Below are 26,422 nucleotides of genomic sequence, written 5' to 3'. Positions count from 1 at the left end.
CTTGAAAGGAGAATACTATTATGAAAAAGAAAGTAGTTAGCTTACTGCTTGCAGCCGCCATGACAACTGCTGCACTCGCAGGATGCGGTTCCTCCAACGGCTCCTCTTCCTCCGACGCATCCACAAGCGCCGATTCCACCAGCGCAACTTCCGCTTCTGCTTCCACAGATGGAGAAAAAAAAGACGCCGCAGGTGAGAAAATTGCCATGATCACAGACTCCGGAGATATCACCGACGAATCCTTCAACCAGATCACCTGGGAAACTGTATGCGCCTACGGCGATGCAAACGGCGTAGAGTACGAGTACTACAAACCGGCAGAGGATACCGATGAAGAGCGTATCAACTCCATCGATCTTGCTGTTTCCGAGGGTGCTACCGTTGTTGTAATGCCAGGTTACCTGTTCGGACCTGCCATCGCTGAAGAGCAGGACACCTATCCGGATGTAACCTTCATCGCAGTCGATGTTACCGAAGGTGATATTGTAAAAAACGGCAAAGCTGTTGATCTCGGAAAGAACGTGTACATCTGCTCCTTCGAAGAAGAGCAGGCCGGCTACCTGGCTGGATACGCTGCAGTAAAAGACGGCTACACAAGTCTTGGTTTCCTCGGCGGTATCGCTGTTCCGGCCGTTATCCGTTTCGGTTACGGTTATGTACAGGGTATCAACGCTGCTGCTGAAGAAGACGGCGTAGATGTAAACGTAAAATATTACTATGGCGGCCAGTTCTACGGCGATGACTCCATCACCGCCCGTATGGAGGGCTGGTATGCAGACGGAACACAGGTTGTATTCGCCTGCGGCGGCGGTATCTGGACATCTGCTCTGGATGCAGCTGAGACACACGACGGAAAAGTTATTGGTGTAGACGTTGACCAGCGTTCCAAAATCGGCGAGCGCTGCCTGACTTCCGCTATGAAAGGTCTTCCAAGCGCCATCAACAACGCTCTGGATTCCTACTTCAACGGAAACTTCTCTGAACTTGGCGGAACTGCTCAGCAGCTTGGACTGAAAGACGGAGATTACATCGGCCTTCCTACCGATTCCGAATCCTGGGGATTCACAACCTTCACACAGGATCAGTATGAAACTGTACTGGCTGGTATCCGCGATGGTTCCATCGAAATCTCCAGCGATACAGAAAATCAGCCGGAAGTAGGTTCTCACGTAACCGTTGATTACATCAGCTAATGTGCATACTGTTTCTGTAACAATATGCCTTTTGGGGAAGAGAATATTATTTCTCTTCCCCTTTTTTTCTGTCACACAAAATGCTATACTAGACATAATGAAAGCCCGCAGTTCTGCCCTGTTTTCCATGCCTTCGGCAGTCCTGCCAAACCACGCTTGAAAGGGAATATGTATATGGAAAATGAGTACATTATTGAGATGTTGAACATCACCAAAGAATTCCCGGGTATCAAGGCGAACGACAACATTACGTTACAGCTCAAAAAAGGAGAAATCCATGCTCTGCTTGGAGAAAACGGTGCAGGAAAATCAACCCTGATGAGTATTCTTTTTGGTCTGTATCAGCCTACCTCCGGAATCATCAAGAAGAATGGGCAGGAAGTCCATATCAACACGCCGAACGACGCCAATGATCTCAACATCGGTATGGTGCACCAGCACTTTAAGCTGGTCGAATGTTTCTCGGTTCTCGACAACATCATCCTCGGCGTAGAGCCGACCAAAGGCCTTTTCCTCGAGAAAAAGAATGCCCGTGCAAAAGTCATGGAACTGAGCGAGAAATACGGTCTGATGGTCGATCCGGACGCTCTGATCTCGGATATCACCGTCGGCATGCAGCAGCGTACCGAAATTCTGAAAATGCTCTACCGTGACAACGAAGTCCTGATCTTCGACGAGCCGACCGCGGTTCTGACGCCGCAGGAAATCGACGAGCTGATGAAGATCATGAAGAACCTCGCAAAAGAAGGAAAATCCATCCTCTTCATCACCCATAAACTCAACGAGATCATGGAAGTTGCCGACCGCTGTACGATTCTCCGCAAAGGAAAATACATCGGAACCGTCAACATCAGCGAAACTTCCAAAGAAGAGCTCTCCCGCATGATGGTCGGAAGAAACGTCAGCTTCTCCGTCAACAAAAAGCCGTCAAAACCGGGCGACACCGTTCTGAAAGTAGAGCACATAACCGTACCGAGCAAGGTGCACGGAAACAACGCCGTCAAAGATGTTTCATTTAATGTAAGAAAAGGCGAGATTGTCTGCATCGCAGGTATCGATGGAAACGGCCAGTCCGAGTTCGTTCAGGGCCTCACGGGACTGGAAAAAGTATCCGGCGGTAAAATTCTGTTCAACGGACAGGACATCACGAAAGCTTCCATCCGCGATCGCTCCAAGATGGGCATGAGCCACATCCCGGAGGACCGCCATAAACACGGCCTCGTGCTGGATTACTCCATCGAGCAGAATATGGTGCTGCAGCGTTACTGGCAGCCGGAATTTGAATCCTTCGGCTTTATCAAATCAAAAGCCGTGCGCGAATATGCCGAGCGCCTGATCGAGCAGTACGATGTCCGCAGCGGCCAGGGTCCTGTGACCATCACCCGCAGCATGTCCGGCGGAAACCAGCAGAAAGCGATCATCGCGCGTGAGATCGACAAAGATCCTGATCTTCTCGTTGCGGTACAGCCTACCCGTGGTCTTGATGTCGGAGCCATCGAATACATTCACAGCCAGCTCGTTGCACAGCGCGACAAGGGAAAAGCCGTTCTTCTGGTTTCTCTGGAACTGGATGAGGTTATGGATGTTTCCGACCGTATTCTTGTTATGTACGAAGGAGAGCTGGTCGGCCAGCTGGATCCGAAAACCGTTTCTGTCGAAGAACTCGGTCTCTACATGGCAGGTGCAAAACGGGATCCGGTTCCCGAAGAAGTATAAAAGAGAGGTAAGAAAAGCATGAACGAAAAAATGAAAAACGCTCTTCTATCCATTGTCGCTTCTCTTGTATGTATTGTGATCGGTCTTCTTGTGGGATTTATCATTTTATACTGCATCAACGCGGAAAACGCAGTGGATGGATTTACACGAATCATCAAAGGCGGCTTTTACTTAAAGCCGAAGGGAATCGGAAGTGAAATCGCTCAGTCCGCTCCCCTGATTATGACCGGACTTTCGGTTGCATTTGCTTTTAAAACAGGTCTGTTCAACATCGGTGCTGCCGGACAGTACACCGTCGGTGTCTTCGGCGCCCTGTATTTTGCCATCATCCTCCACATGCCATGGTATGTATGCCTTCTGGCTGCTATGGTCTGCGGAGCCATCTGGGGAGCAGTTCCTGGTATCTTCAAAGCATACTTCAACGTAAATGAAGTTATTACTTCCATCATGTTCAACTGGATTGGTCTTTATCTTGTCAATGAGCTGATGTACAACACCATCCCGGGCATGTATGATCAGAAGACCACACGTACTTACAAATTAAGCTCCGCTTCTCCAAAATCCCTGATTCCGGACTGCGGCATGAACTCCATTTTCCGTACCAGTTCCACAACGATTGCGATTTTCATTGCGATTGCCATTGCGGTCATCATCTACATCGTTCTGAACAAAACAACCTTCGGCTATGAGCTGAAAGCCTGCGGGTTCAATAAGGATGCTGCCAAATACGCCGGCATCAGCGAGAAGAGAAACGTTGTTCTCTCCATGACCATCGCAGGTGCGCTTGCCGGAATCGGTGCAGGCCTCTACTTCCTCTCCGGTGCATCCGAGTGGAACCCGCAGGTATCGACAGCACTCCCGGCCATCGGATTTAATGGTATCCCGGTTGCGCTTCTTGCACTTAGCAACCCGATCGGCGTTATCTTTGCTGCTCTCTTCGTTGCTCATATTTCGGTCGGCGGTGCTTACCTGCCTACGAAATATTATCAGCCGGAGATCGCGGACCTGATCGTTGCCGTTATCATTTACCTTTGCGCATTCGTTACCCTGTTCAAGGGCATCGTTGCAAACCTGTTCAAGAGCAAAAAAGAGCAGAAAGCAAATGCCAATGCAGACAACGGAAAGGAGGAGAAGAAATAATGTTCCTTTTAATTAAATTTACCTTACTGTACGCCGTTGTTCTGATGCTCGTTGCGATGGGCGGTATGTTCTCCGAGCGAAGCGGTGTCATCAACATCGCGCTGGAAGGAATCATGGCGATCGGCGGCCTTGCCGGTGTCTTCGTCCTGGTTCTGTTCCCGGACCTCCCGGCTCCTGCACTTGTGGCACTTTCCATTCTGGCGAGCGCCGTATCCGGTATGATCTACTCTCTGCTGCTTGGCTTCTCCGCCATCACACTGAAAGCAGACCAGACGATCGGCGGAACCGCGCTGAACATGCTGGCTACTGCCATTGCCATCGTCCTGGTAAAAGCATTCAACAACGGCTCGGATGCCGGAAACGGTGCAGCTTCCGCAAAGCTGAACTACACCAACGCCGCTTTCATTTACAAGATCGGACCATTTACCGTGAACATCTTCCTGTTCATCGGCATCATCCTTCTGATCTGCAGCTACGTGTTCCTCTTCAAAACGAAATGGGGACTGCGCCTGCGTGCCTGCGGTGAGCATCCACAGGCAGCCGACTCTGTTGGTATCAACGTATACCAGTGGAGATACACCGGTGTTATCATCTCCGGTGCACTCGGCGGTATCGGCGGATTTGCCTACATCGTTCCGTCCGTTACCACCTGGAACTTCGAAGTCGGCGTAGCCGGTGCCGGATTCCTTGCCCTCGCTGTTATGATCTTCGGTCAGTGGAAACCGTTCCACATTGCCGGAGCAGCCGTATTCTTTGCGGTATTCCGTTCCCTGGCAAACATTGCGGACTCCACCGTCCTCTCCCATCTGGGACTGTCCAAGAACATTTACAACATGATGCCGTTTATCGCATCCATGATTATTCTCGCCTTCACATCCAAGAATTCCCAGGCTCCGAAAGCCGAAGGTATTCCATACGATAAGGGCGCAAGATAATATGTAACTATTCAGAGCCATGTGAAATGGAAGAAAAAATTGCGAATCATGCTTGCATGAATGAGCGGTTTTTTCTGGAATTTCATATGGCGAGCAGCCACATCGAGATGCAGCGCAGCGGAATCGAGATGTGGCTCTGAATAGTTACAATTTTTAAAGGCAGAGCCGTTAAATCCGAACTGTGTTTTTTCGGCTCTGCCTTTTCTCTATCATTCTGATTTATTTTTCATCAAAGAAAGGAAAAAATTATGCTGAACACCAAATTATTTGACCACACTATTTTAAAAGCAGACGCAACCGAAGCACAGGTTGCAAAGATCTGCGACGAGGCACTTGCACATGATTTTGCTTCTGTCTGCGTCAACCAGTACTACACCAAATTCGTTGCTGAAAAGCTCAAAGGATCTGACGTCAAAGTCTGCACCGTTGTCGGCTTCCCTCTGGGCATGTCCGATACCCGTGTAAAAGCGTTTGAGACCCGTGCAGCCATCGAAGACGGTGCACAGGAGGTTGATATGGTCATCAACGTCGGAGCCCTCAAAGACGGCAAATACGACTTCGTACGCTCCGATATCCAGACCTTAAAAGAAGTATGCGGCAAGGACATCGTTCTGAAAGTCATCATCGAGACCTGCCTTTTAACCGATGAAGAGAAAGTAAAAGCGTGCGAGCTCGCAAAAGAAGCCGGCGCTGACTTCGTAAAAACCTCCACCGGATTTTCTACCGGCGGTGCAAAAGCGGCTGATGTTGCCCTGATGAGAAAGACCGTAGGCCCGGATATGGGCGTAAAAGCTTCCGGCGGAATCCACAACGCAGACGAGGCACAGGCTATGGTAGATGCCGGCGCAAGCCGTCTCGGAACAAGCGCAACACTGGCTATCATCGGATAAAAAGGAGTTTCTTATGGATACGATACTGATAGGAATTGCCGGAGGAATCGGCAGTGGAAAAACGACACTGGCAGATAAGCTGGTAGAAAGTTTTGGACGCGATGAAGTGAGCATTCTGCGCCATGACAACTATTACAAACGCCATGACGATATTCCTTTTGAGGAGCGTGCCAAATTAAATTACGATCATCCCGATGCCTTTGATACCGACCTGTTATGCCAGCACATTCTCGAGCTGAAAGCCGGAAAATCCATCGAGATGCCGGTTTACGATTATGCCATGCATAACCGCTCGGATAAAACGATTCTGGTCCATCCTGCCCCGGTTATCGTGCTCGAGGGCATTCTCCTCTTCGTTGAGAAGGATCTCTGCGATCTGATGGACATCAAAGTCTTTGTCGATACCGATGCGGACGTGCGGATTCTCCGCCGGATCCTGCGCGATGTAAAAGAGCGCGGCCGTTCCCTGGACAGCGTTGTAACGCAGTACCTGACGACCGTAAAACCGATGCACGAGCAGTTCGTAGAGCCGAGCAAGCGCCGTGCCGACGTGATCATCCCGGAGGGCGGACAGAACACCGTTGCGCTTGAAATGCTGATCGAGCGGGTGCGTAAGCATCTGAATCTGGTGCAGAACCAGTAAACATCCGTTTATCGCTATAAAAATCTGCAAAAAAAGAACGAGGACTGAATTTTCTCTTTTTCCGTCCTCGCTCTTTTTATTTTTCCCTTACAGATGTTCCAGCATTCCCTGCAGCCAGATCTGGCCTTTGAAACGTCTTCCCACTTCCGGTACTCCAAATAAATCCTTTTCGTTGATACAGATGTCTATCGGCACATCGTTGCAGACGAGGCCGAGCTCATACACCTGCTCGCCCGTTACCGCGTTCTTCGTTGTATTCATCTCCGTAATTTCACCCATCACGCTGTACTGGTCACATTCGAGACCGCTCGGCATGAAAAAGCTATCTACAATAGAAAAGACATCTTCCTTCGTCAGACGCTGGGAAATCATGGCATATGTGTCAATATCATCCATGGTGAGACTTTCCATCGCATCCTCATCCCCGTTTCTGGCAGCCGAGATCAGTGAATTCTTCTGCTGCGTGCTGCGGCGCTCCTTCTCGACCTGTTCCGGGTCTTTCTGGATCGGAAGCAGAATTGTTCCTTCCGCTGCAAGACCGGAGACAGAAAGCGGGAGCGGAAGCGGCTGCAGCGCATTTTTCTGTTTCATCTCAAGATATTCCGCTGCATGCGTCAGATAAAAGATCATCGTGATGCCAAGCCGCATATCGTCGCAGGCGCCTGCAAACGATTCCTTATCGACGTGGCGCTCCACCGATACCTCCTCGTAGGAGCTGATCTGCCCGCCCTCGAAATAGGGATAATAATATTCCATCTGGAAACGGTTGTTCTCATCAATTTCCCCACAGACCGTGATACCACAGTCATATGCATATTCTTTCGAAAATTCAGCAAAAAGGTGGTGTTCTTCTGTTTCCACAATCTTTTTACGGTCGTAGTTTTCTACTACATCACGAAGAATCTCCTGGAGTTCCTTCGTCGTCTTGATCTTTGAAAATCCAATGGTTTTCAGGTAAGCGTGCATAAGAACACCTCCTCTCATTCCTTTGTATTTCTTATGCGATTAGTGTTTCGGAACCAGTTTCTCTTTTCCGCCCATGTACATACGAAGAACTTCCGGAATGCTTACGGTTCCGTCTGCATTCAGGTTGTTCTCCAGGAATGCGATCAGCATACGCGGCGGAGCAACTACGGTGTTGTTCAGGGTATGTGCCAGGTATTTCTTTCCGTCCTCGCCGTTGACACGGATTTTCAGACGTCTTGCCTGTGCATCGCCAAGGTTGGAGCAGCTTCCTACCTCGAAGTATTTCTTCTGACGCGGAGACCATGCCTCAACATCGACAGATTTTACTTTCAGGTCAGCCAGGTCACCGGAGCAGCACTCCAGAGTACGAACCGGGATATCCATGGAACGGAACAGGTCTACGGTGTTCTTCCACAGTTTGTCATACCACATCATGCTGTCTTCCGGTTTGCAGACAACAACCATCTCCTGTTTCTCGAACTGATGGATACGATAAACACCACGCTCCTCGATGCCGTGTGCTCCTTTTTCTTTACGGAAGCACGGAGAGTAGCTGGTCAGGGTCAGAGGCAGTTTCTCCTCCGGGATGATGCTGTCGATGAATTTACCGATCATGGAGTGCTCGCTGGTTCCGATCAGGTACAGATCCTCGCCCTCGATTTTGTACATCATGGACTCCATCTCAGCGAAGCTCATAACACCGTTTACGACGTTGCCGTGGATCATGAAAGGCGGTACGCAGTAGGTAAATCCTCGGTCGATCATGAAATCTCTTGCATAAGAAAGGATGGCAGAGTGGAGGCGTGCAATGTCGCCCATCAGATAATAGAATCCGTTTCCTGCAACTTCTCTTGCTGCGTCCAGATCGATTCCGTCGAAGGACTCCATAATGTCGGTGTGATACGGGATTTCAAAATCCGGTACAACCGGCTCGCCGAAGCGCTCTGCTTCTACGTTCTCGCTGTCATCTTTTCCGATCGGTACGGAAGGATCGATGATGTTCGGGATCACCATCATGATCTTCTTGATTTCTTCTTCTACTTCTTTTTCTCTTGCAGAAAGAGCCTCGATGCGGGAACCGTCAACAGCTACCTGTTTCTTTACTTCCTCAGCCTCTTCTCTCTTGCCCTGGCCCATCAGTGCGCCGATCTGTTTGGAGATTTTGTTTCTTTTTGCACGAAGTGCCTCTACTTCCTGTTTGATGTCACGGTTTTCTTTGTCCAGCTCGATGACTTTATCAACCAGCTCCAGTTTCTGATCCTGGAATTTATTTCGGATATTCTGTTTTACAACTTCCGGGTTTTCTCTTAAAAACTTAATGTCTAACATAATTTCCTCCTAGTAGATCTTATCCCCTCATTTTGGCGGGATTCTTTTTGTTCTTTCCAGCCCGGAACCACTGCCGTTTTTCCAGCATTTATGCGGGTTTGGCGCGTTCCAGTACCATCATATAACAGTATATGCATTTTTTCAAGCGTTCTTTCATGCTGTTTTTCTGCGGTCCGCTTTTACATCAGATCGATCGAATTCATCGTAATTGCCTGGCGCAGCGCGTCGATTTCCTCGGCGCTCAGCATGATATAGGACTCGCCTTTTACGATCTCTTTCAGATATAAAAAACAGTTGTCACGGCTGTGGATTGCATTCAGGATAAAACCTGTGTTTTCTTTGTCGAGCATTGCCAGCGCAAAACTCATCTTTCCGCCCACATCGTCAAACGCATCATATTTTACGATTCCGTATTTGTTCAGCGTCATGCCCTGGATCTTTTTCAGATCCGCAAGATTTTTTTTCGTCAGCTCATTCTGCTTGTTCAGTTTGTCAATTTCCTTGAACCGCTGATGAAACAGCTTTTCGAGTGACTGGGCGTCTTTTCCCTTCATAAAGCTTCTGTACTTCTGGTTCAGTCTGCTCAGACGCAGCGACATGCTGACCGTCATAATCATCATCACGATAATCAGTACAATCAGAAGAAGTACAACAACGCCAAGGTCAATTCCTACCTTACTAAATAAATCGCTCATTATTCTACCTCTTACTGTATTGATTCAAACAGATCCATGATTCTCTCGAGCTCTTCCTGGGAATAATACTCGATCTCGATCTTTCCTTTGTGCTTTGCCCCGCGGTGAATGGAAACCTTCGTACCAATGATGCTCTTAATTTTCTCTTCCAGACCTTCGTAGATGGCTTCCTCTTCCAGATTGACTTTCTTTTCTTTCTTCACCTTCGGATTCAGGATCTCTTTGACCAGGCGCTCGGTCTCACGGACACTGAGCTTTTCATCGAAGATTTTCATTGCCGTATTGTACTGGAGCTCTTTATTCTCCAGCGCCAGCAGCGTACGCACATGACCGGTTGTCAGCATTTCATCGACAACCATCTGCTGTACCCTGTCGTCCAGTTTCAGGAGACGCATCGAGTTTGTAACCGCCGTTCTGCTCTTGGAAACGCGCTCTGCGATTTCATCCTGGCGGAGATGGAACTCTTCCATCAGGCGTTTGTATGCGTGTGCCTCCTCAATCGGGTTCAGGGATTCTCTCTGAATATTTTCAATCAGGGAAATCTCGACAACTTCCTGCTCGGTAAAATCTTTGATGATGACCGGTACTTCTTTGATTCCGGCAAGCTTTGCAGCCCTCCATCTCCGTTCCCCTGCGATGATCTCATAATAATCATCTTTTTTCTGCACCAAAATCGGCTGCAGAACTCCGAACTGTTTGATGGATTCCGAAAGTTCGATCAGGCCGTCCTCGTCAAAGGATTTTCGCGGCTGTTCGCGGTTCGGTTCAATTTCGGAGATTTTCAGTTTCATCTCGACTGGTTTTTCGACAACTTTTTCAACAACCTTCTCGACTACTTTGACCTCCGGTTTTGCCGGTTTCTCTTTTGCTTCTGCTTTGGCCGAATGTCCCGGTGAAATCAGGGAATCCAGGCCCTTGCCTAAGCCTCCTCTTCTCGCTGCCATTACTCTTCATCCCCCCTGTGAATCACTTCGTCTGCCAGGAGACGGTAGCTCTCTGCACCGGTGGACCGCTTGTCGTAATAGTTGATCGGCATACCGTAGCTCGGTGCCTCCGCAAGGCGGACATTTCTCGGAATAATGGTTTTGTAGATATTCTGATCCAGGCTGTCTTTTACGTTTTCTACTACCTGCAGAGAAAGATTCGTTCTCGCATCGTACATGGTAAAGACAACGCCTTCCATCTCCAGTTCCGGATTCAGACGCTCCTGCACCAGCTCAATCGTGTGCATAAGCTGGGATAAGCCCTCCAGTGCGTAATACTCACACTGAATCGGCACCAGAACGGTGTCCGCGGTGGTCATCGCGTTGATTGTCAGCATATTTAAGGATGGCGGACAGTCAATAATAATGAAGTCGTACTGATCGCGGACCTGATCAATTGCGTTTTTCAGGATGAATTCTTTGTCTTCCACCCCGATCAGCTCGATCTCCGCTCCGGCCAGATTGACATTGGAAGGGATAAGGGAAAGATTGTCAAAATTCAGAGGAATGATGCAGTCCTCCAGTTTTGACTCTCCAAGAAGCAGCTCATAGATGGTATTTTCCACTTCATTTTTCTCTACTCCCATTCCGCTGGTGGTATTTCCCTGCGGGTCCATATCAATGGTCAGAACTTTTTGTCCCATTTCTCCTAAACAGGAAGAAAGGTTAATTGCGGTGGTAGATTTACCTACGCCGCCTTTCTGGTTTGCAATTGCAATTGTTCTTCCCAAAATATGTATTGCCTCCTTTCATCTTTTTGTTTTCCATTTGCAGTTTTTCCTTTTTACAGGAAATGACCTGCCGGCACTTCTTTCAAAAAAATGATTCATGCGGCAGGTGTTTTGGCATATAGATAGGAAAAATCTCCTTTTCTATGCCAGTCTATCTGAGGAATTCTTCAGATTCTATCTCAAAATTGCCCCAATTTGGGACAAAGATATTTTATCATACTACGCCGGATTTTACTACTGGAAATGTTTCACGTGAAACATTTTCTGCATTTTTGCATGATTAGGCGGTTTGAAGCATAAGAAAATTGGAGATTTTTGGCGATGTTTCACGTGAAACATTTTGAAAAGCACTGTTTTACAATAATTTTTCTCGGTTTTTACGCTGTTTAAAGGCTTTTTGGAATTTTTTCAGCGATGATTTTGCATTTTTTTGATGGTTTCCAAGTAATTCTGCAATGTCAGAACATTTTTTTCTGTTTCACACAGTTTTTATAAAATGTTTCACGTGAAACATTTTAATTTTTGACGTTTTTGAGGTATAAATATACTGGAAACGTTATTTTAATCGTGTGATGCTCTTTTTCAAGGAAATCTCATGTGATTAGAAAGAAAAAATCAACTTATCAGGATATTATTGATACATAGATCAGGAATCAAAACTGTTTATGGTTGTTCGGTGATCGTAAATGTCTCTTTTGTATATAAAATGTATTTTTATTCACCAGGGCTCTGTTTTTTCATCGTTCTTCCTCACTTTTTTCAAATTTTCAGCATTTTTCTCTTTATTTTCATCAGTAAGAGGCATAATCCGTGAGACATTCTCTTTTTCATTTTTTCTCCAGTTTTTCTCTTTTCGGGCGGTTTTTCTTTGATTTTTTTTATTTTACAGGCCAAGCTGCACATTTTCTGTTTTTTATCGATTTATTTGATTTCACTATAATTTTTCTGTTTTTATGGTTTTAATATTTTTCTCTCGCTGCCACGTCTTTTATCCTCTTTTCCATCTTTCTGGCTTACCTTTCTCTTTTTTTGTAAACAATCTCACTTTTTCTCTTTTATCAACATTTTTTATTCCTTCTCTCCGTTTTTTATCCCTCATCGCCATTTCACACCATTTTCTTGCCTTTCACTGCCTCTCCCTCCCGTTTTTATTCTTTTCGCCCATGTCTATACTACATTTTCCCCTTTTCAGTCGTTTTTTGCCTTTTCTCAACTCATTTTTATCTTTTTTTGCTTTTTCCGCCTCTTCCATCGTTTTATACCCTCTTTTTGCCATTTTTTAGATCGTCCTTCATTTTTTCGTTTCTACTTATGTCACTTTCCCCGTCTCATTTTTCACGTTTCACGTCTCTCAAAATGTTTCACGTGAAACATCGTTTTTTACGATTTTCGGTCTTCGGCGATCAGTGAGAAGCGATTTGCTTCCCGGCTTTCCGAAAATCACTCTCATTTTTCACCTCTCTTATTTTTAAAATAATCGTATTTTCTATTCTATTTTTGATTTTCTCCGTCTTTTCTACATTTTTCCTGTATTTTCGCGTGTTTTACGTAGTTTTTCGTCTCTGTTTTCTCTCTTTTATTAAATTATTTAATTATATTTTTATATTTTCGTATGAATTGAACTTTTATATTCGTTTTTTCGGATTTTCCAAACCATTTACTAAACGCATTTTGGGACCATTTTTTCATGGATTTTTACCAATCTGGAAGGATTTTATCCCATAGTGCCGTTTTCATGCTTTTATGTGTATTATTGCATCATTTTTTCTCTGTTTTTTGCAGTTATGTAAACTATTTAAATATGCCATTCGCCAGTAGTTGACATAACGTAGTTCTCCTGGAATTGTCTACGCTTTTCGTCAAATTGCGTCTTATTTTCGTCTCTTTTTCTCATTTTTCCCTTAATTTTTGCATTGTATCTTTCCCTTTTTTCGCTTATAATAAGCTCAACACAACGTTTCGAACCGATTCCTCCCCTCCGGGAGACCCCTGAAAGGAGTTTTATCATATGAAACACAGCAAAAAACTGGTCACCTTGAGTGTCCTCACTACGATGTCCGGCGCAGCGATTTACTTTCTGAATAAAACGCTCGATACCGCCGCCGTACGGAAAAACCTGCTCGCCTCGGCTGAAAAAGAGATCTTTTCCTGGCAGTTCGGCGATATTTTTTACACAAAAAAAGGCACCGGAACCCCGATGCTCTTACTTCATGACTTACATTGTGCCTCCAGCGGCCGCGAATGGCAGTATATTGAGGATACTCTCGCAAAGGATCACACCGTCTACACACTCGATCTTCTCGGCTGCGGCCGTTCCGACAAGCCGGCGATCACGTACACGAACTTTTTATACGTACAGCTCATCGTCACCTTCATCAAGCAGGTCATCGGATGTCCAACCGACGTAATTGCATCCGGTTTATCCGGTTCTTTCGTCGTAACCGCCTGCAATACAGCCCCGAAATGCTTTGGCCGAATCATGATGATCAACCCGACCGACCTTGCCAAGCTCAACAAAATCCCGGATAAACGCAGCCGCTTCCTGAAACGCATGATCGAGCTCCCGCTCGTCGGAACGCTGCTGTACCACACGCTCACCGGCCGATCCAACATCGAGCTTTTATTCACCGAGAGCTACTACCACAACCCGTTCCACCGCTCGCCGGAGGACGTAGACGCATTCTATGAGTCAGCCCACCTCCAGAGCAGTGCCGGAAAGTACCTTTTTGCAAGCCTTGCGGGCAATTACGTGAACCTCAACATCGGCCACGCCTTAAAGCACATTGACAACAGCATCTTCCTCATCGGCGGCGAGGAAGAGCCGGGCATCGCAGAAACCTTTGCGCTGTACACAGCGCTCAACACCTCCATCGAAACCCAGATCCTGCCGAAAACAAAGCACATGCCGCAGATGGAGGCCCCGCAGGCCCTCTTAGACCAGATCCAGATCTTCTTCGCACCGGTACAGTAATACCCCCTTCTGCTCCCGGCCTCGAGCGAAAAAAATGAGACAAAAAAACGGAGAATTTACTGATATTTCCATGTCAGTAAATCCTCCGTTTTTCTATTTTTAACCCGGCTCACAGTCCATTTCCAACGCATCTTCCTCTGCGCCCGGATAATCCGTTGGCGGCGCTGTATACGTTTCCATTCCCTCTTTTATTTCATCCATCGTATAAATATTAATTCTCTCCTCCGGCGCTGCATCCGGGTCAAATTCCACCGTTTCTCCCAGTGCAAGCATCATTGGCTCATCCGCATTTCTTTTCTCATCTGCAATCTCATACGCGTTTACATATTCACCCGACGCAGTCTCTACATACTGTCCAAACCCGTCGCAAAGCCGGTAATAAAGCTCCTTTTCCGCATCTTTCTCCAGAAAATACAAGGATTTCTGCCCGATCACCGGATCAAGGTCGCAGAAGCTGATCTGTATATAGTTCTCCCGCCGTTCCTCCTCCGAATACTCCGCTTTCAGCTCCTCTGCGTTCCAGTACGTAATTCCCGCATCCTCCATGGACTGCAGATACTCTTCCACCGTAACTGCTCCGCCCGGCTTTCGAACCGTAATATGTTCTCCGGCTTCCATATCACCTTTCAAAACGTCATCCACCCGCAGTGAAATATCGGTTGCAATCTCAATTCCCCCGGCAAAACAGCTATAATCCTCTACCGTTCCTAGAACAATGAGATCGCTTCCCTCTTTCTGCTCATAAAAGCTATTATAAAACCGATCCCACTCCTTCAACCCTCCGTACTGCATATTTACCTTTGCCGGATCCAGATTTTCAAACCGCATTTTCTCCTCTGTTTCCGCCGTTTCTGCATTACCGCAGCCCACCAGCAGAATACACAATACTGTCAAACAAACCTTTTTCATCCTTTCACCCCCCCATCCACCGTCTTTGTTATACTCCCATTATACTTCTTCCGCTTTCATTTTCCCATAAAAAAGCGGAAGACTTACTGATTTTTTCACTCTCAGTAAATCCTCCGTTTTCAATTTTAACCAGATTTTAATGACTCTTTATTCCGCTGATTCTGACGTGCTGTCTGAAGAACTGTCATCTTCCGTCTTTGCCGCAAGCAGTTTCCCGTAATTTTCCAGCATGGTCTTCACGTTATTTTTATTCACAAGAGACGGCACTCCGTCCTCATCTACCGTGTAATAGAAGCTCGAATCATACGGGCTGTAAGCAAATGTCAGGTCGCCGTCTGTCATATGGAAGACTGCGGTAAACTCGGCATCCTTGGCCTGTACGAGGCTCTCATCCTTCGTCTGCGCCTTCAGGCCAATGAGTGAAGAATAGAATGTGGTAAACGTTGATTTATCAATCGTTTCATCGCCGCAGGTGTAACTGATTTCCTGTGTTGTGGAATCGCTGTCGTCATCCTTTTTCTCTTCCACATGGCGTACATACGTCTTCGTCTCGCCGTTATACGTAATATCAAGACTCGTCAGATCCGATACATTTTCCATGCCGATATACATGTTCCAGAAATCAGATGCCTTCTTTCCGGTGAAGGTTTCAACGTTCGAAGCCGTCATCAGATGAACTTCATTCGAGCCGTCCAGCTTCACGTAATAAGAACCGCCGTCCTCATTTGCATTGCCGACATACAATACCAGATCTTTCTCCACCGTAACGGTTGTCGTTTCGGAAGAAGAGCTCGTTGCAGTGCTGTCGCTTGATGCAGAATCTGTTGTGGAATCCGAAGAAGTATCTGCCGTTGTTGTATCGTCAGCCTCAACCTCCTGCTCTTCCGTGTAATGCACGCGAATCGTCGTCTTTGGCTGATCCAGTCCGTACTGGGAAAGATCCGATGCGTTGTACGTAACAAGATCTCCAAAGCTAAGAGATGCCACCGCACTTGTCATGGTGCCGATCGAATCCGCATCACCGCCATGTGCCGCTCCATCTGCGTCCACAACCTGCCATTCATCCGTCTGGAGTGCCGAATCAGCAGCGCTTACTTCTTTTGTCAGCGTATATCCGTTCTCACCCTCCACCTGCAGCTTCGTAATGTTTTCCGCCGTCACAGATGGCATGGATTCCGTTGTCGCCCACTCCATCATATCGGACGGGAACATCGTTCCAAGCGATGTGCTTACCAGATAAACCTTACTCGTATCATCGTTCAGATAAATATAGTATCTGCTCGAGCTGTTCTTATCTCCGACATGAATCGTCGTTTTCTCGTCTCCCGCAGTCACTACAACCTCCTGAGACGGCGTCTCGAGTCCAAAATCGGCCATAGAATCGATTTCATCGCCTTCAATGACTCTTTCTGCTGTCATGCTGCTAAGAGAGCTTAAAACGCTCGTTATCTTGCCCTCATCCAGTGGGAATCCATCCTCCTGATCGTATGTCCAGATATCGGTATCATCGTCTCCTGCTGTTTTCGTAAAGGACACCGTCTCTCCGTTGATCTGGAACGAAAGCGCTGTTACATCATCTTTTGAAAAATCAACCACTTTTTCGGCGTCTGCACCAGAATCCGAACTGCCGCTGTCCGCATCGGCGGTGCTGTTTTTCTTCGTCAGCACCACCAGTACGGCAAGAAGCAGTACCAAAAGGATCAGGCAGGCCGCCATCTTTCCTTTTTTCTTCATCACTGTTTTCTCCTCTTCATCCAGATCATCACGCCAATCACAACAAGTACCAGCGGAATTCCCGCAATGGTAATAATAGACCAGGTGTTAACTGCTCCCTGTGTAAATACCAGGTTTGTATAGCTTGTGCTCTTGCTTGGAATAACAACGGTCTGCTCCACATCACACATGGAGGTCAGTGCAGTCGCTGCCAGCTTCGAGTTCGCACCGCTGATTGCCTGGTCAATCTGGCTGCTCAGCATCGATGCACTCGAGAAATAAATGATCTGTGTCTCTTTATCATCTACAGTCTCTGTGATGGAAACACCAAGGTCAAATGCGCCCGTCTCACTGTCCGCACTCTTCGACCAGGTGCTGTTCTCCGGGTCATTTTCAATATAAGCGTCCTCGGTGGTCGTCAGAAGGCTCTTGATCGTAATGGTATCACGATAAGAATCGAGCTTCTGAATTGCCTGTGCAACCGGCATCAGAATGTAATTACTCTTTACTTCGGTTGTAATGTCATCACTCTGAATGTTCGGCAGCAGATAATACGGCATCTGCGGATAATAATGCTGGGAATCGGTCTCCACAACAATTCCGCTGGAGCGTTTCACGCCGTAGTTCTCCAGTATGGAATCTAGATTCGGCATATCCGTTCCGGTATAGCTGGTGAACATCAGAAGTTTTCCGCCGTTTTCCAGGTAGGTAATGACTTTATTTGCCTCATCCTCGGAGAAATCGGTGGTCGGGGACATGATCACAAGCTCCTCGGCATCCTCCGGGATATCGTCTGTCATCAGGGCAAGATCACTGATTTCCACATTGTTTTTGTTAACGGCATCGCTGAAGTTCGTAGAGAGATCACTCTCGGAAGCCTCGCCGTGGCCGGTTACCCAGTAAACCTTCGGGTTGTTTTCACTCGTCACATACGTGATGGCGCTGGTAATCTGACCCTCGCCGTCAAAGCCGGTCGTCTGTGTCTGATAGGTCTGATAGTTTGTGGAAGTCTCCCACATATCACTGTTGCTGACCACCTTGCTCTTATCGCCGCATACGACAATTACACTGTTTGCAGCTACCGTCTGATCGGTATACTGACTCGTAAATTTCGGATACAGATCCGGGTCTTTTGTCTCTACTTTGATATGGTCAGAAAGCTCATCGTAGTGCTCCAGCAGCTTCTCGATGGTGTCATCCTCACTGCCCTTCTGCACAATATAATACAGGGTAACGTCTTGATCGAGATCCTTTAATGCCGTTTTCGTCTCATCTGTAATGGAATACATTTTCTGCGTACTCAGGTCAATCTGTGTTTTGCTGGTCGGAATCTGCGCCACAATCAGGTTAATAACCACAATCACAGCCAGAACTATCACCGTCATAATTGAAGAATAAGAGCCCTGTTTCAGGTGCTTTTTCTGCTCCTCGCCGGTGAACACTTCCTTCAGATGTTCTTTGGAGAACGTCTTTTTCAGCTTTTCTTTGATGTTAAAATTCACTTTATGCTGTTTCTTTTCTTTCTTTTCGCTGCTCATCGTCTCCACCTCCTAATTCCAGCGTTTCTTCTGCAGGGACTGCATTGCAAGGAAAGTGCAGATTGCAATGACGGACAGATAGTAAACAATACCACCGATGTCCAGAATACCGTTCACAAAGTTATCCATATGGCCTGCCATGTTGAATACACCGAGCAGATCCTGGATTTTTCCCTCAAGAAGGGTGGATTTTGTGAAATAAACTGCTGTCAGCGCACCCTCGCCAATCACGGCAATCACACCTGTAATGATCGGGTTTTTAATCATACTGCCGATCCAGAGGCATACCAGTGCAATGATGATAAAGAACGCAAAGAAGGAGCTTCCGGCTCCCTCCGGGAAGAAGTTTGCGATACCGCTCTCCACGTAGCACAGGAACAGGATCACAAAGCCGACAACGGCTGCGATGACCTGGCTCTCGGTGATGGAGGAAACGAACACACCGACCGAAATATAGGCTGCTCCCAGCAGGAAATAGCCAAGGATCGAAGTGTAGGATACAGCGTAGGAAACTGTTCCGTGGGTTCCAAGAAGCAGCGGATACAGGCACATAATCAGCACTGGAATCACATAAATGGTGAGAAGTGCCAGATATTTTCCAAGGATAATATCGGAAATTTTTACCGGTGCGGTAAGGAGCAGCTGATCCGTTTTATTTTTCTGCTCCTCCGACAGGACACGCATTGTCAGAACCGGTACTGCGATCAGCAGAATAAATGCGGAATTCTGCAGCGCGTATCCGATCTCCGGGTAACCCTGCTGCAGGTTGATGGCCGTAAAATACAGGCCGAACAGCGCCAGAGTAAACGCCATAAACAGATATCCGACCATGCTCGTCAGATAGCTTTTTAACTCTTTTTTATAAATCGCCGTCATTGTGCGTCTCCCTCCTCCTGTTTTGTTTCAGCGGCTGATTCCGCTGCATCTGTGCTTTTTTCTTCAGACGTTTCCCCGACAGCCGTTTTGTCTGCTTCTGGTTCACATTCTTTTTCACGTTCTTTTTGCTTCAGCTGTTCTTTCTCTGCTTTTTTCAGCTTTCTTGCAGCCTTTCCGGAATCATCTGTCAGCTCCAGGAAGACGTCTTCCAGAGACATCGAGGAGGAAGTCAGCTCGAGGATCGGGCAGTTGGCCTTTGCCAGTGCATAGAACAGCTCCTCGCGGATATCCTTATCCTTTTCCGTGGTAATTTTTACCTTAATCTGCTCCTCATTCGGCGTATTTTCATATTGAATCTCTTTTGCATCGAGCGCATTAAGCGCCGGAACCAGCTGCTTTCTCGTTCCGTGAACGGTACATGTAACCGTGTTTGATCCAAGCATCAGTTTACTTAAGTTTTCCGGGGTGTCGCTCGCAACAAGCTGTCCCTTTGCAATAATCATAACGTAATCGCAGACAGCGCTGACCTCGGAGAGGATGTGGGAACTTAAGATAACGGTATGTTTTTTACCCAGTGATTTGATCAGGTCGCGGATCTCAATGATCTGCTTGGGATCCAGGCCTACCGTCGGCTCATCGAGGATGATGATCGGCGGATAACCGAGCACTGCCTGTGCCAGTCCGACCCTCTGTCGGTATCCTTTCGACAGATTCTTGATCAGACGGTTCTGCATATCGGTGATCTTCACCAGATTCATGACCTCAAGAATCTGTTTCTTTCTCTGATCCTTTGGAATTTTCTTTAATTCCGCCACGAATTTCAGATATTCCAGAACGGTCATGTCCGTGTAGACCGGCGGCAGCTCCGGCAGATAGCCGATGCATTTTTTTGCCTCCTCCGGCTCCTCCAGGATGTTGTGCCCGTTGATCAGCACTTCGCCCTCCGTAGATGCCAGATAGCCGGTGATGATGTTCATGGTTGTTGATTTTCCGGCGCCGTTTGGGCCAAGGAAACCATAGATCTGGCCTTCTTCTACGGTAAAACTCAGGTTGTTGACAGCTACGTGGTCGCCATAGCGTTTCACCAGGTTTTTAACCTCTATCAATGTTCCTTCCTCCTTGTTTCTTAAAGCAGTCCCAGCCCGCCCTTGGGGGTGAAAGAGCCGGAGATGCTCTCATTTTCTAAAGACACTTTATCTTATTCTGAAAATGTGATAATTTGCTGGAAAATTTGTGAAAAAACGGTGAAGGCATGGAGCAGTTTGTTTGTTTTTCGACGAAAAATCAATTTCTTTTACCATAAGAATCATGTATACTATAACGTATCCGCGGACGGACGCTTTTCCATTTTTGTTCCGCCGCGAAACATTACGCCGGACTTTTCCCGTCCGGGACTGGAGATTTTAGGAGACTCTATGAATAAAAAAGACTACTACTGGGCCAAGTATATGCTGATTTTCAGCTTTTTCTGCATCTCTTTTGGCACCTCGATTTTCCTGAAAACCGAACACGCCCCCGATGAGGCGATGCGGATGCTGATTCCGGAATACATCGTCTCACACCACACACTGCCGAACGGCATGGAAGAATCGGTGCGCCATCCGCTGTGGGGATTCTCCTATGCGCTGTATCCGTATCTGACCGCGATCATCAGCTCCGTGTTTATGGCCATTACATCGCTGTTTACGAAAAGTGCAGCGGCTCTTTTAACTGCCGCTCGCCTCACCAGCGTCCTTTCCGGCACCGGCACACTGATCGTTGTGTTTCTGATCGGCGAAGAGCTCTTTGAACGGCGCGAATCCGCACTGCTCGGCGGTATTTTCGTCGGTTTTCTGCCGCAGTTTGTGTTCCTCTCCTGCTATGTGAACAACGACTCGTTCGCCGTTTTCACGGTCGCACTGATCATCTATTTCTGGATTCGCGGCATGAAAAGCGCATTCTGCAAAAAAGACTGTATCGGCCTGGGAGCAGGCTGCGGACTCTGCGCGCTGTCGTACTATAACGCCTACGCGTACCTGCTGTGCAGCATTCTGCTGTTCTTCGCGCTGATGATTCATTTCCGGAAACCGGCAAAAGAAATTTTTGTCAAAGCGCTGGCTGTTTTCGCTATCGCCTTCCTGATCGGCGGCTGGTTCTTCATCCGCAATGCCGTCATCCACGACGGCGATCTGCTCGGCATGCGCACCTCGAATGAATCCGCAGCGCTGTACGCAGCCGATGAATACAAACCAGAGAATCGTCAGACCCCGGCATCCGAAGGCTGGAACTTCCAGCAGACGTATTTACAGACCCCGGAGGGCCGCACCTCCAACTGGCTGTTCTCGACCGTCAGCAGCTTCATCGGCTCGTTCTCCTACATGACCGTCCATCTCCCGATGGTGCTTTATCTGCTGTACGGCGCCCTGATGGCATTCGGATTCCTAGTGTTTTTGTTCCTCGGCATGGTTCCGCACTGGTTCCACAAAAAGCCGCAGCTTCTCCTCTTTGTGATGCTGTTCCTCGCCTGCCTGGTCACGCTGTTCATGGACATGTACAACACGTATTTCAGCGACTACCAATCGCAGGGCCGTTACCTGATGCCGGCGCTCGTCCCTCTGATGATCTGGATCGACGACGGCTACTCTTCTCTCACCGCGAAACTTCCCGCCGAGTGGAAGCGCGCCTCCTGCCATCTGACACTCCTGCCTGGAACGATCTGGCTGGTACTGTTCCTCATCAGCTACATCAGATTTCTGATTCCGGGCTGCTGTATGGCGTCCTAAACGTTTTCAGAACGTCAAAAAGCGCTGCAAAGAACTTTTTTCTTCTGTTCTTTGCAGCGCTTCTTTTATTTTTTTGAATTTTTTACTGAATCGGCTCCTTCGCCGGTGTTCCCGCTTTTCTCGGGTACTTTTTCGGCGTTGCCTTCACCTTCTCGATGCAGACAAACGATCTCTCATCCTCGGTTCCCGTAAGCTGGAAGTAAACCGGCTCTTTCGCCTCGCCGCCGAGCACATGAATTGCTTTTTGGGCCGCGGTAAGCTCCTCATTCAATTTGCCCGATTTATACGAGACAAACCGTCCTCCCACCTTCACATATGGCAGACAATATTCCGAAAGGGAGCTTAAATTCGCCACTGCCCGCGACACCACGAGATCAAACTGCTCCCGGTAATCCTTCTGGCGTGCGAAATCCTCGGCTCTTCCGTGAACCGCCGTGATTTTCGAAAGGCCAAGCTGTCCGATCACCTCATTCAGGAATTTCACTCTCTTATTCAGTGAATCCAGCAGTACAACTTCCACCTCCGGAAATGCGATTTTCAGCGGGATTCCCGGAAAACCGGCTCCCGTTCCCACGTCGAGAATGCGTCCCGCCTGTTCCACATCACAGACCTTCACCAGCGACAGACTGTCGAGAAAATGCTTCGTAATCACCTGATCGAACTCCGTAATCGCCGTCAGATTCATAAACGAATTCCACTCTACAAGCAGCTCATAATACTGCAGAAACTGCGTTTTCTGCTCCTCGGAAAGTGTGATTCCAAGCTCAAAAAGGCCGCGCTCAAATCCTTCAAGATTGTATTCTTTCATGTTGTTCTCCGTTCTACTCTATTCTTCCAAGTGCCCGCTGCACTTTTTGTTCCTGTCCACGCAGTATCAAAACACTTGCTGTTTCGCTGCATAAGAATGTAATTCAGCCATGCATATCTGTCCTTTATTTATGTCCCAGATACACCAGCAGAACCGAAATATCCGCCGGGGAAACGCCCGAAATACGGGACGCCTGGCCGATGTTGATCGGACGGTACAGGTTCAGCTTCTGTTTCGCCTCGATGCGCAGGCTCTGGATCTCGTCGTAATTGATATTCTCCGGGATCTTCTTCTCTTCCATCTTCTTGAACTGCTCCACCTGCTTCATCTGGCGCTTGATGTAGCCGTCGTACTTGATGTTGATGTTGACCTGCTCCTGCACATCCTCCGGCAGCTTGGGTCTTTTCGGATCTACTTCCGCCAGCATCTTATAATTCAGCTCCGGCCGGCGGATCAGCTCTGCGAGCGAACTTCCGCCGGAAAGCAGCGTTGATCCATACTCTTCCAGAAGCTCATTGATGTTCGAGCTCGTTCCCACATACGTATTCTCCACGCGCTCAATCTCTTCCTGAATCTGCTGTTCTTTTACTTTCAGTGCCTCATACTGCTCCTCGCTGATCAGACCCACGCGGTAGCCGTATTTGCGCAGACGCAGATCCGCGTTGTCCTGACGGAGCAGCAGACGATATTCCGCGCGGCTCGTCATCATTCGGTACGGCTCGTGGTTCTCTTTCGTTACGAGGTCATCGATCAGAACACCGATGTACGACTCGGAACGGTCGAGCACAAGCTCCTCTTTTCCCTGCACGCGGAGCGCCGCATTGATGCCCGCGATCAGGCCCTGCGCCGCAGCCTCCTCGTATCCGGAACTGCCGTTGAACTGGCCGCCGGAAAACAGATTCTTGATCGCCTTGAACTCGAGGGACGGCAGAAGCTGTCTCGGGTTGATGCAGTCGTACTCGATCGCATACGCATTCCGCACGATTTTTGCATGCTCCAGACCCGGCACGGTGTGATACATCGCAATCTGCACATCCTCCGGCAGCGAGCTTGACATGCCGCCGACGTACATCTCGTTCGTGTATCGTCCCTCCGGCTCCAGGAACACCTGATGGCGGTTTTTATCGGCAAATTTTACAACTTTATCTTCAATGGATGGACAGTACCGCGGGCCTGTTCCCTCGATCATGCCGGAATACAGCGGCGAACGGTCGAGGTTTTCGCGGATAATTTTGTGCGTTTCTTCATTCGTATACGTCAGCCAGCAGGATTCCTGATCGATCTGTACGCTCTCCGGATCGGTCGAGAATGAGAACGGCACAACGCGCTCATCGCCAAACTGCTCTTCCATTTTCGAAAAGTCAATGCTCCGCTTGTCAATACGCGCCGGTGTTCCTGTTTTAAAACGCACCATCTCCACGCCGTTCGCTTTCAGGGAATCCGTCAGATGCGTCGCCGCCTGCAGTCCGTTCGGGCCGGTATATGTGCTCACATCACCGTAAATACACCGCGCATTCAGATAAACGCCGGTACAGAGAACGGCAGCCTTACAGTGGTAAACCGCGCCGGAAACGGCCTTTACACCCGTCAGAACACCGTCTTCCACGATCAGCTCCGCAATCTCCATCTGGCGGATCGTCAGATGATCGGTATTTTCAAGAACCTCGCGCATCGACTGGCTGTACGCCCGCTTATCCGCCTGCGCACGCAGCGAATGCACCGCCGGTCCCTTCGATTGATTCAGCATTTTCGACTGAATAAACGTTTTGTCAATATTTTTACCCATCTCGCCGCCGAGCGCATCGATCTCTTTTACGAGGTGTCCCTTCGACGTGCCTCCGATGTTCGGGTTGCACGGCATCATGGCGATGCTGTCGACACTTACCGTAAATACAACCGTTTCCAGCCCCATCCGCGCTGCCGCAAGTGCTGCCTCGCATCCCGCATGGCCTGCGCCGATGACGGCAATATCAATTGTTTCTTCTAAAACTGCCATTTTTCTTTTATCCTCTTTCTCTATCTACAGCTTCAGATTCTGTCTTAAGCTTTTTACTCTGTCAAAATCCGGCTGTCGTTCCTTGTAACTCTATTCCGGCAGATCTTCGTAATCTGCATTTGCTGCCTTTATTTACCTGTACAGAATTTGCTGAAAATCTCATTCACAAGGTCTTCTCCCACCGCTTCACCGATGATCGAACCCAGCTCCTCATACGCATTCATAAGATCAATGGAAAAGAAATCCTCCGGCATACCCATTTCGATGCTGCCTGCCGTCAGCTCCAGACTCTTTTTTGCTTCCAGAAGCGCCTGTTTATGGCGCGCATTCGTGATGTAAACCTCATCGTTGAACGAAATTTCGCCCTGGAAAAACATCTTTTTCATCTGTTCCTCCAGCTCTTCCATACCCGTCTCTTCCCGCGCGGAAATGCTGATGACCGGAGCGCCTGTCTTTTGCTCCATCTCCTCTTTTTCGATCACCGCAGTCAGATCCGACTTATTCAGCAGCACAATCGCCTTGCGCCCTTTCAGGATTTCCATGATTTTTGCATCATTCTCATCGAGCGGCACGGATGCATCCACCACATAGAGAATCAGATCTGCGTCCTTTGCATGCTCCAAAGCACGATCCACACCGATTTTCTCGACCGTATCCGCCGTTTTTCGGATCCCCGCCGTATCCAGAATCCGAAGGGAAATGCCCTTTAAGACCAGATTTTCCTCGAGCACGTCGCGTGTCGTTCCGGCGATATCCGTCACAATCGCTTTTTCCTCGCCTGCCAGCAGATTTAAAAGCGATGATTTTCCGGCATTCGGTTTTCCAAGGATCACCGTCTTGATGCCCTCCTGGATCATCTTGCCCTCATCCGCAGATGCAAGCAGCTTTTCCACCTGCTTTTTCTGCTCCGCAACAACCTGGGCCAGCCGCTTTGGATACCCGTCCAGGCTGATGTGCTCCGGGTCGTCGAGCGCCGACTCAATAAATGCGATCTCGTAAATCAGCTTCTTGCGGATTGCCCGGATCGCCTTTTTCACCGTTCCGCGAAGCTGGCTCTCGGAGCTTTTTAAGGCATAGGCACTTTTCGCCGAAATGACATCCATGACCGCTTCGGCCTGCGTCAGATCCATTCTTCCGTTCAGAAACGCCCGTTTCGTAAACTCGCCCGGATCTGCCGCCCGCGCGCCCGCATGTAAGACTGCCTCAAGCACCTTTTTTACCGCCAGCACACCGCCGTGACAGTCGATCTCGACGGTATTTTCACCTGTATATGTTTTCGGTCCTTTCATTACCATGACAAGGACCTCATCAATCACTTCCTCCCCTTCGGTAATCCAGCCATAATGAATGGTGTGCGATTTGACCGCGGAAAGCTTTTTTCCTTCTTTTTTTGCACGGAATACGCGGTCCGCCACTTCGAATGCATCGTTTCCGCTGATTCTTACAATACCAATTCCCGCCGGCGCCATCGCTGTGGACACTGCGGCAATTGTATCATCCAAATGAAATCCTGCCATTGTTTCCAGTCCTTTCTAAAACCTCTCTTTTTGGGGATCCCAGTATTCAGATCCACATCTTTTCTTTCGCATGGCTCTGAATAGTTCCATTTTAGCAGAAAACCAGAAAAG

At 48.2% G+C, this 26,422-nt stretch carries 22 protein-coding genes; 8 read left to right on the top strand and 14 right to left on the bottom strand.

Translation table 11 applies throughout. The annotated features are described in order from the left end of the window. The first annotated feature begins 20 nt into the window (after positions 1–20). From DW769_RS11030 to udk, 6 genes are all read left to right on the top strand, one after another. Positions 21–1,193: a BMP family lipoprotein gene (locus DW769_RS11030; protein WP_117805238.1), complete on the top strand. Its 1,173-nt coding sequence runs from the start codon at positions 21–23 to the stop codon at positions 1,191–1,193. A 168-nt stretch (positions 1,194–1,361) separates the two neighbouring features. Continuing rightward, positions 1,362–2,909, top strand: a complete 1,548-nt coding sequence (locus tag DW769_RS11025) for an ABC transporter ATP-binding protein (protein ID WP_416388191.1) — start codon at positions 1,362–1,364, stop codon at positions 2,907–2,909. A gap of 18 nt (positions 2,910–2,927) precedes the next feature. Continuing rightward, on the top strand, positions 2,928–4,049 hold the full coding sequence (locus DW769_RS11020; protein ID WP_118750386.1) for an ABC transporter permease: 1,122 nt from the start codon (positions 2,928–2,930) through the stop codon (positions 4,047–4,049). Next, on the top strand, positions 4,049–4,984 hold the full coding sequence (locus DW769_RS11015) for an ABC transporter permease (RefSeq protein WP_055225933.1): 936 nt from the start codon (positions 4,049–4,051) through the stop codon (positions 4,982–4,984). Before DW769_RS11020 ends, DW769_RS11015 begins: the two co-directional genes overlap by 1 nt. 248 nt (positions 4,985–5,232) lie before the next feature. Next, on the top strand, positions 5,233–5,874 hold the full coding sequence (deoC, locus tag DW769_RS11010) for a deoxyribose-phosphate aldolase (protein ID WP_022461750.1): 642 nt from the start codon (positions 5,233–5,235) through the stop codon (positions 5,872–5,874). A gap of 13 nt (positions 5,875–5,887) precedes the next feature. Then, the gene (gene udk / locus DW769_RS11005; RefSeq protein ID WP_118750385.1) at positions 5,888–6,517 is read left to right on the top strand and encodes a uridine kinase; all 630 of its coding nucleotides are present in this window, start codon (positions 5,888–5,890) and stop codon (positions 6,515–6,517) included. An 87-nt stretch (positions 6,518–6,604) separates the two neighbouring features. Here the strand turns inward: udk and DW769_RS11000 are convergent, their stop codons facing one another. From DW769_RS11000 to DW769_RS16440, 6 genes are all read right to left on the bottom strand, one after another. Continuing rightward, on the bottom strand, positions 6,605–7,483 hold the full coding sequence (locus tag DW769_RS11000; protein WP_055225936.1) for a DUF3881 family protein: 879 nt from the start codon (positions 7,481–7,483) through the stop codon (positions 6,605–6,607). Positions 7,484–7,522: 39 nt separating this feature from the next. After that, positions 7,523–8,812: a serine--tRNA ligase gene (serS, locus tag DW769_RS10995; RefSeq protein ID WP_022461753.1), complete on the bottom strand. Its 1,290-nt coding sequence runs from the start codon at positions 8,810–8,812 to the stop codon at positions 7,523–7,525. A 179-nt stretch (positions 8,813–8,991) separates the two neighbouring features. Continuing rightward, a complete protein-coding gene (locus DW769_RS10990) occupies positions 8,992–9,507 on the bottom strand; it encodes a DUF4446 family protein (RefSeq protein WP_022461754.1) in 516 nt (171 codons plus the stop codon). A gap of 11 nt (positions 9,508–9,518) precedes the next feature. Continuing rightward, on the bottom strand, positions 9,519–10,451 hold the full coding sequence (locus tag DW769_RS10985) for a ParB/RepB/Spo0J family partition protein (RefSeq protein WP_022461755.1): 933 nt from the start codon (positions 10,449–10,451) through the stop codon (positions 9,519–9,521). After that, entirely contained in the window at positions 10,451–11,221 is a 771-nt protein-coding gene (locus tag DW769_RS10980) for a ParA family protein (protein ID WP_022461756.1), read from the bottom strand. Before DW769_RS10980 ends, DW769_RS10985 begins: the two co-directional genes overlap by 1 nt. Before the next feature lie 1,126 nt (positions 11,222–12,347). Next, positions 12,348–12,497, bottom strand: a complete 150-nt coding sequence (locus tag DW769_RS16440) for a hypothetical protein (protein WP_158579819.1) — start codon at positions 12,495–12,497, stop codon at positions 12,348–12,350. A gap of 732 nt (positions 12,498–13,229) precedes the next feature. Between DW769_RS16440 and DW769_RS10970 the strand changes: the two genes are divergently transcribed. Beyond that, positions 13,230–14,192 (top strand): alpha/beta fold hydrolase, encoded by a 963-nt coding sequence (locus DW769_RS10970; protein WP_117814430.1) that lies wholly within the window; start codon positions 13,230–13,232, stop codon positions 14,190–14,192. A 99-nt stretch (positions 14,193–14,291) separates the two neighbouring features. Here the strand turns inward: DW769_RS10970 and DW769_RS10965 are convergent, their stop codons facing one another. From DW769_RS10965 to DW769_RS10945, 5 genes are all read right to left on the bottom strand, one after another. After that, positions 14,292–15,101, bottom strand: coding sequence for a hypothetical protein (locus DW769_RS10965; protein ID WP_055266712.1), 810 nt, complete (start codon positions 15,099–15,101; stop codon positions 14,292–14,294). 147 nt (positions 15,102–15,248) lie between these two features. Further along, positions 15,249–16,835, bottom strand: a complete 1,587-nt coding sequence (locus DW769_RS10960; protein WP_118750384.1) for a DUF4340 domain-containing protein — start codon at positions 16,833–16,835, stop codon at positions 15,249–15,251. Next, positions 16,835–18,352, bottom strand: coding sequence for a GldG family protein (locus tag DW769_RS10955; RefSeq protein ID WP_118750383.1), 1,518 nt, complete (start codon positions 18,350–18,352; stop codon positions 16,835–16,837). The genes DW769_RS10960 and DW769_RS10955 overlap by 1 nt, the downstream gene beginning before the upstream one ends. Before the next feature lie 12 nt (positions 18,353–18,364). Then, entirely contained in the window at positions 18,365–19,228 is an 864-nt protein-coding gene (locus DW769_RS10950; RefSeq protein ID WP_118750382.1) for an ABC transporter permease subunit, read from the bottom strand. Next, entirely contained in the window at positions 19,225–20,334 is a 1,110-nt protein-coding gene (locus tag DW769_RS10945) for an ABC transporter ATP-binding protein (RefSeq protein ID WP_118750381.1), read from the bottom strand. The genes DW769_RS10950 and DW769_RS10945 overlap by 4 nt, the downstream gene beginning before the upstream one ends. 309 nt (positions 20,335–20,643) lie before the next feature. Between DW769_RS10945 and DW769_RS10940 the strand changes: the two genes are divergently transcribed. Next, entirely contained in the window at positions 20,644–21,990 is a 1,347-nt protein-coding gene (locus DW769_RS10940) for an ArnT family glycosyltransferase (RefSeq protein WP_158579818.1), read from the top strand. A gap of 82 nt (positions 21,991–22,072) precedes the next feature. Here DW769_RS10940 and rsmG read toward each other — a convergent pair whose 3' ends face one another. The 3 genes from rsmG to mnmE all read right to left on the bottom strand — a co-directional run bounded on the left by rsmG (position 22,073) and on the right by mnmE (position 26,311). Further along, a complete protein-coding gene (gene rsmG, locus DW769_RS10935; protein WP_117510643.1) occupies positions 22,073–22,798 on the bottom strand; it encodes a 16S rRNA (guanine(527)-N(7))-methyltransferase RsmG in 726 nt (241 codons plus the stop codon). A gap of 124 nt (positions 22,799–22,922) precedes the next feature. Further along, entirely contained in the window at positions 22,923–24,794 is a 1,872-nt protein-coding gene (mnmG, locus tag DW769_RS10930; protein ID WP_118750379.1) for a tRNA uridine-5-carboxymethylaminomethyl(34) synthesis enzyme MnmG, read from the bottom strand. A 128-nt stretch (positions 24,795–24,922) separates the two neighbouring features. Beyond that, on the bottom strand, positions 24,923–26,311 hold the full coding sequence (mnmE, locus tag DW769_RS10925; RefSeq protein ID WP_118750378.1) for a tRNA uridine-5-carboxymethylaminomethyl(34) synthesis GTPase MnmE: 1,389 nt from the start codon (positions 26,309–26,311) through the stop codon (positions 24,923–24,925). Positions 26,312–26,422 lie beyond the last annotated feature (111 nt).

The sequence above is a fragment of the Blautia sp. AM29-29 genome, assembly GCF_003480555.1.
GTDB classification, from domain to species: Bacteria; Bacillota; Clostridia; order Lachnospirales; family Lachnospiraceae; genus Fusicatenibacter; species Fusicatenibacter saccharivorans.
Note: the sequence above shows the minus strand (reverse complement) of the source record. Positions and strands in the feature narration are given on the sequence as shown.